This is a genomic window from Bacillus nitratireducens (assembly GCF_001884135.1).
GTDB classification, from domain to species: Bacteria; Bacillota; Bacilli; order Bacillales; family Bacillaceae_G; genus Bacillus_A; species Bacillus_A nitratireducens.
On the sequence record NZ_MAOC01000053.1, the window covers coordinates 1 to 4,467 of the forward strand.

The 4,467-nt window shown below is 34.0% G+C and carries 2 protein-coding genes and 2 pseudogenes; 1 reads left to right on the top strand and 3 read right to left on the bottom strand.

What is annotated here, in order from left to right; translation table 11 throughout:
• Window positions 1–178: 178 nt before the first annotated feature.
• Together BAU23_RS17115 and pdxR are read right to left on the bottom strand one after the other, a co-directional pair.
• Complete coding sequence (locus BAU23_RS17115; RefSeq protein WP_001068551.1) at window positions 179–637, bottom strand: ASCH domain-containing protein; 459 nt, start codon at window positions 635–637, stop codon at window positions 179–181.
• A gap of 104 nt (window positions 638–741) precedes the next feature.
• Window positions 742–2,154, bottom strand: a complete 1,413-nt coding sequence (pdxR, locus tag BAU23_RS17120; protein WP_071734853.1) for a MocR-like pyridoxine biosynthesis transcription factor PdxR — start codon at window positions 2,152–2,154, stop codon at window positions 742–744.
• A 117-nt stretch (window positions 2,155–2,271) separates the two neighbouring features.
• On the opposite strand from pdxR, the pseudogene BAU23_RS17125 reads away from it, so the two are divergent.
• Window positions 2,272–3,231: pseudogene (locus BAU23_RS17125) on the top strand (proline dehydrogenase family protein).
• A 723-nt stretch (window positions 3,232–3,954) separates the two neighbouring features.
• Here the strand turns inward: BAU23_RS17125 and BAU23_RS30630 are convergent.
• Window positions 3,955–4,067, bottom strand: a pseudogene (locus tag BAU23_RS30630) (ABC transporter permease); the annotation flags it as partial.
• Window positions 4,068–4,467: the final 400 nt, after the last annotated feature.

The following is a 4,467-nucleotide window of genomic DNA, read 5'->3' on the forward strand; positions in this document are numbered from 1 at the left end:
CCCTGTGAGAGTAGGACGTCGCCAAGCAAGCTTAAGACGAGTCAGAATGACTCGTCTTTTTTGTGTTTAATGAAATAAGCTTGTTATGAATGGCTCAAGAAATCCATTCATAACAAGCTTATTTGTTTAAAGATAAATGTATTTATATAGCATGGACTTCCGGTAAAATCGTTATTTATCATAGCTTCACTTTGTTTTTTACATCGATAAGCTTAAAACGTTCGCAAACGAGCAGCATATCTTCAGAAAAACTAAGACTAAGCTCATTTAGTTCCTTTGTAAAAAACTGAATATGGGTATCTCTCCAGTAACTATAAGTACGATCGCCTTCGCCTTCAGCGATAGCGAATTCTTCTGTTACTTCATTCATTGGCATTATAGTTACTTCTATTGTCTTAATAATAGCTACAGGTTCATCCTGACTATTGAGTACAATACTATAATCGTTAGTTGTTGGTAGTGGTTCATTTTCTAATTCATAAAAAATATGGCCGGAGCATGTTGCTGTTTTTATTCCATCAATTACTAACTGTGCGAGATAATTAGGAGAATCACCGAATTGCCAAGCTGTAACAGATTCCGGTTTGTCACTGTTTCCCCAATAAGTATCCCAATATGATTGTGCTAATGGATTCATTTGTATCGTTACCTCACTCTAATTAATATTTTAGTCTCTTTATAATCCCTGGGAAATTTCCTTATTTGTTAGATTCTTTAATTTTGAGTTTTAAAGTCTATTTATTAACAAGAATATATACAAGGTATTGCCCTCTGTAGCCGGCTCACACCTTCTTTTATTTCTTCAGTTGTTAAATGTCCATACCCCATAATAATTCGATTATGATGTTTTCCTTTTTCGATGGCGTGGTCTTCCACAGGATATACTTTAACCCCAAGTTGTTGGATTTTCTCAAGTAATTCTTTGTTGAATTGAACTTGATTGAATTCAACAATCAGGTGTAATCCTGTAGAATAACCGAAAATATTGATCTTATTTGAGAATGCTAATTTTAATTGCTGGATAAGGAAATCTCTTCGGTTTTTATAGATTTTTTTCATCTTCATAATATGCCGTTCCAAATAATCTTCGGCAATAAATTTAGCAAGGACAAGCTGATTTAAAGAAGATGTATGTAGATCTGAAAACCATTTTACCCTGCGACATTTTTCAATAAGGTGTGAGGGGAGAACTAAGTATCCCATCCTAAGGGCCGGTGATAAAATTTTACTAAATGAACCTATATATATAACACGCTCGGGATCCAATCCCTGTAATGAACTTACAGGTGAGCCTTCATATCGAAACTCACTGTCATAATCATCTTCAATGAGATAACAATTTGTTTTTCTTGAGTAGTTAATCAATTGAACCCGTCGTTGAATCGGTAACGCTCCTCCTAAAGGAAACTGATGAGAAGGAGTAGTGAAGATGAATTTTGGGTTTTTATTTGCAGGCAACAAAGATGTATCCATCCCATTATGATCAACTGGTATAGGATAAAGGCAGGCTCCTGAATTTTTAAAAATTGTTTGAATGTCATTGGTGATGGGATCTTCTATTAGTACTTCGTCGCCTGTTGACAAAAGTAACTTAGAAACAAGTGTTAAAGCTTGAGTTGCACCGGAGGTAATTACTAATTGTTCTGGATGACAAAAAACTCCTCTTGTTTTTAGTAAATAGCGTGATAAAGCCTTTCTTAATTCGAGACGCCCTTCGGGAATATCGTATCCAAACGTAGAAGGAGGTGTTTCGTTCCATATAGTATGAGATAACTTTGCCCATCCCTTACGTGGAAATAAGTCTAATGCTGGTATCCCTGAACGAAAATTAATGATGTTACTGTCTTTGTTTGTTTCTTCGCGCCAAGATAAAGAATCGATTAGAGTTGATTTGTTACGTTGTTCTAAATAAGTCCCTTCGGCAATGAATGTCCCAGCTCCCTGTCGAGCGACCAAAAAACCTTCGGAAAATAATTGATCATAAGCTTCTAAAATTACATTCCTAGACACGCTTAACTCAGAAGATAATTCCCGTGTTGATGGTAGTTTTTCTCCAGATTGTAGCTCTCCGTTTAATATTCGTTCACGTATTTGGTGATAAACCTGTCGAATTAAACTTATATCTAACGATCGATCAATAGGTATCCAAAACATGTAAATGCTCCTTTCATCAAAATTGGTACCATAAAAGTTTGGTTGAAATGGTACTAATATAAACCATTTTAGCATGCTATAGTTGGATCAAATAGTTCTAAAGGGGATGAGAATGTGATGACGAAACCAGAATTCCAAGTAGCTCAGGCATTTAAATCGATTGCACGAAATGAACATATAAAATCCTATGTACAACAATCCACTGAACTCTATGCGTTATTATTGCAAGCTGCGAAACGCTGTGTCACCGGAGAAACGAGATATGAGGGGATTGTGACAGCGAAAGAACTAATCACAAAAGGTTATCATACTTCACTAGAATACATAGGGGAAAACACTCTAGATATAGAGGAATGTTATAAAGCAAAAAATGAGTTTTGGAATCTTATTGGGGATATGGGTGCTCTATCTATGAAACAAACAGTATCACTCGATTTATCTCATATTGGATTATCTATAGATCCAGAAATATCTTATATTCATTTAATGGAGTTGGCAGAGAAAGCAAAAGTACATGGGACTACTCTTATGATAAGTATGGAAGAATCATCTAAAGCAGCAGACATTCTTTCCATCTATAAAAAAACAACTGAGCAATATCCTAATGTAGGGATAACGATTCAGGCGCATTTATATCGCTCAAACAATGATATTCAAGAACTCCTACATTATCCGGGGAAAATACGAGTTGTAAAAGGTGCTTATCAAGAAGTTTCGGATATTTCTATGCCTAGGTCAACGGACTTAAATCAACAGTATCTTCAGATCGTAGAACAACTAGTTGAAAATAACCATCCTGTATCTATAGCTACACATGATGAAATTCTTATTAAAGAAATGGAGCAACGTCAATATTTTAGTCAATCTAATGTATAAATAGAAATGCTATATGGAATTCGTCCGGATATGTTAAGTGATTTGAAAAACAAAGGACATAATGCTAGGGTGTATTTGACTTATGGGGAAGAGTGGTACTTGTATTTATGTCATCGGATAGCTGAATATCCGGAAAATTTATATCATGCAGTGATAGATATGATACATTCATCTTCAGTACAGCAGAGTAGGGAATATTAAATAGACATTTAATCTTAAATGTAAAAATTATTTTGGCTATGGTTATTATGAGGGAGTTCAGTTATAGCGAGTAAGTTAAATAATTTTGGTTGTGGCCCCAAAAAAAGAGCTGGATTTTCCTTAGAGTAGAAATTCAGGCTCTTTTTATAATGAAATTTTTTTAGTTTATATTTGCGTAAAATGCGGGTGGGACTCCTATAGGTGTTAAGAAGATTATGATTTATAATTGTACAGCCGTATTATACCTTGTGGCAGAATTTGTTTTTGTAGGTGTTTTATATGTATTGGTTTCTTATTGTTATGTATTCTTAGGTTTATAGCTAGAAATAAATGAATTTGTAATTCTATATGTATTTCAAAACGGAGGATATATATAGAAACAATAAAATTACATGCTTTGTTAGTAACTCGATTCGCTCTTCTAGCGGTAAAATGTAAATATAGGTATAGGATAAACATCCTTAAATGTGATAAAAAGTGATAAAATACAAACGGAACAAACGTTCCATTTGGGCGTGTTAGGTACACTCAATCAATTGAGGTACGTATTTTTAATCCAGTATATGTGTTTAAAAAGAAATGCTATTAATTGGTTCGGGCCCTGGGTATAGTTTATTTGTATATCTTATAATGTTTGTTAAGAGGATATAAAAGTTATTACGACTAGGGGATATGGAAATGGATGCTGCTAAAGATGAAAGAGATATAAGTCTGCTATTTTAGTGACACAGGGATAGTTAGTAAATGTATCAGTGTGTTTCTATATATTTACGAGTAAACGGGTAAGTAACCATTACTTCATATAAGGGGAACTCTATAACTAGAGTAGTATATAAAAATTTCTGTATCGTTGTCTGTTATAAGAATACGTATATCTTCCGTCGTTGCTAATAGAGTGCCTGATAAACAAAGAGGTGTTAGGGAGCGTAATAACTTTTTAATTACGTATTAGTATTTATTAAAATAAGGTTGTTAGTTTCGCTGGGGAAAAACTTCCGTACCAATTAAGTCTAGGGTATAAGTAAACTTGAATATATTTTGGAAGAAGAAATTAAAGCGAAGCCGAAGAGGCTTTTCGGATAATGCAATATTTATAGGTTCTTCTCTAGATTAGAGAGTGTAAAAATATTAACTTGAATAACTTTATAAAAAGGTATTGACGATTAGTGTATAGAGGTGTAATATAGGACAAGTCGCCGATAGCAACAACGCAGAAAGCGACAAACGAAATAAAAA

What these genes read in the sequence shown, in the direction of transcription:
- BAU23_RS17115 (WP_001068551.1), bottom strand. Translation starts at nt 637, where the DNA reads ATGAATCCATTAGCACAATCATATTGGGATACTTATTGGGGAAACAGT.
- pdxR (WP_071734853.1), bottom strand. Translation starts at nt 2,154, where the DNA reads ATGTTTTGGATACCTATTGATCGATCGTTAGATATAAGTTTAATTCGA.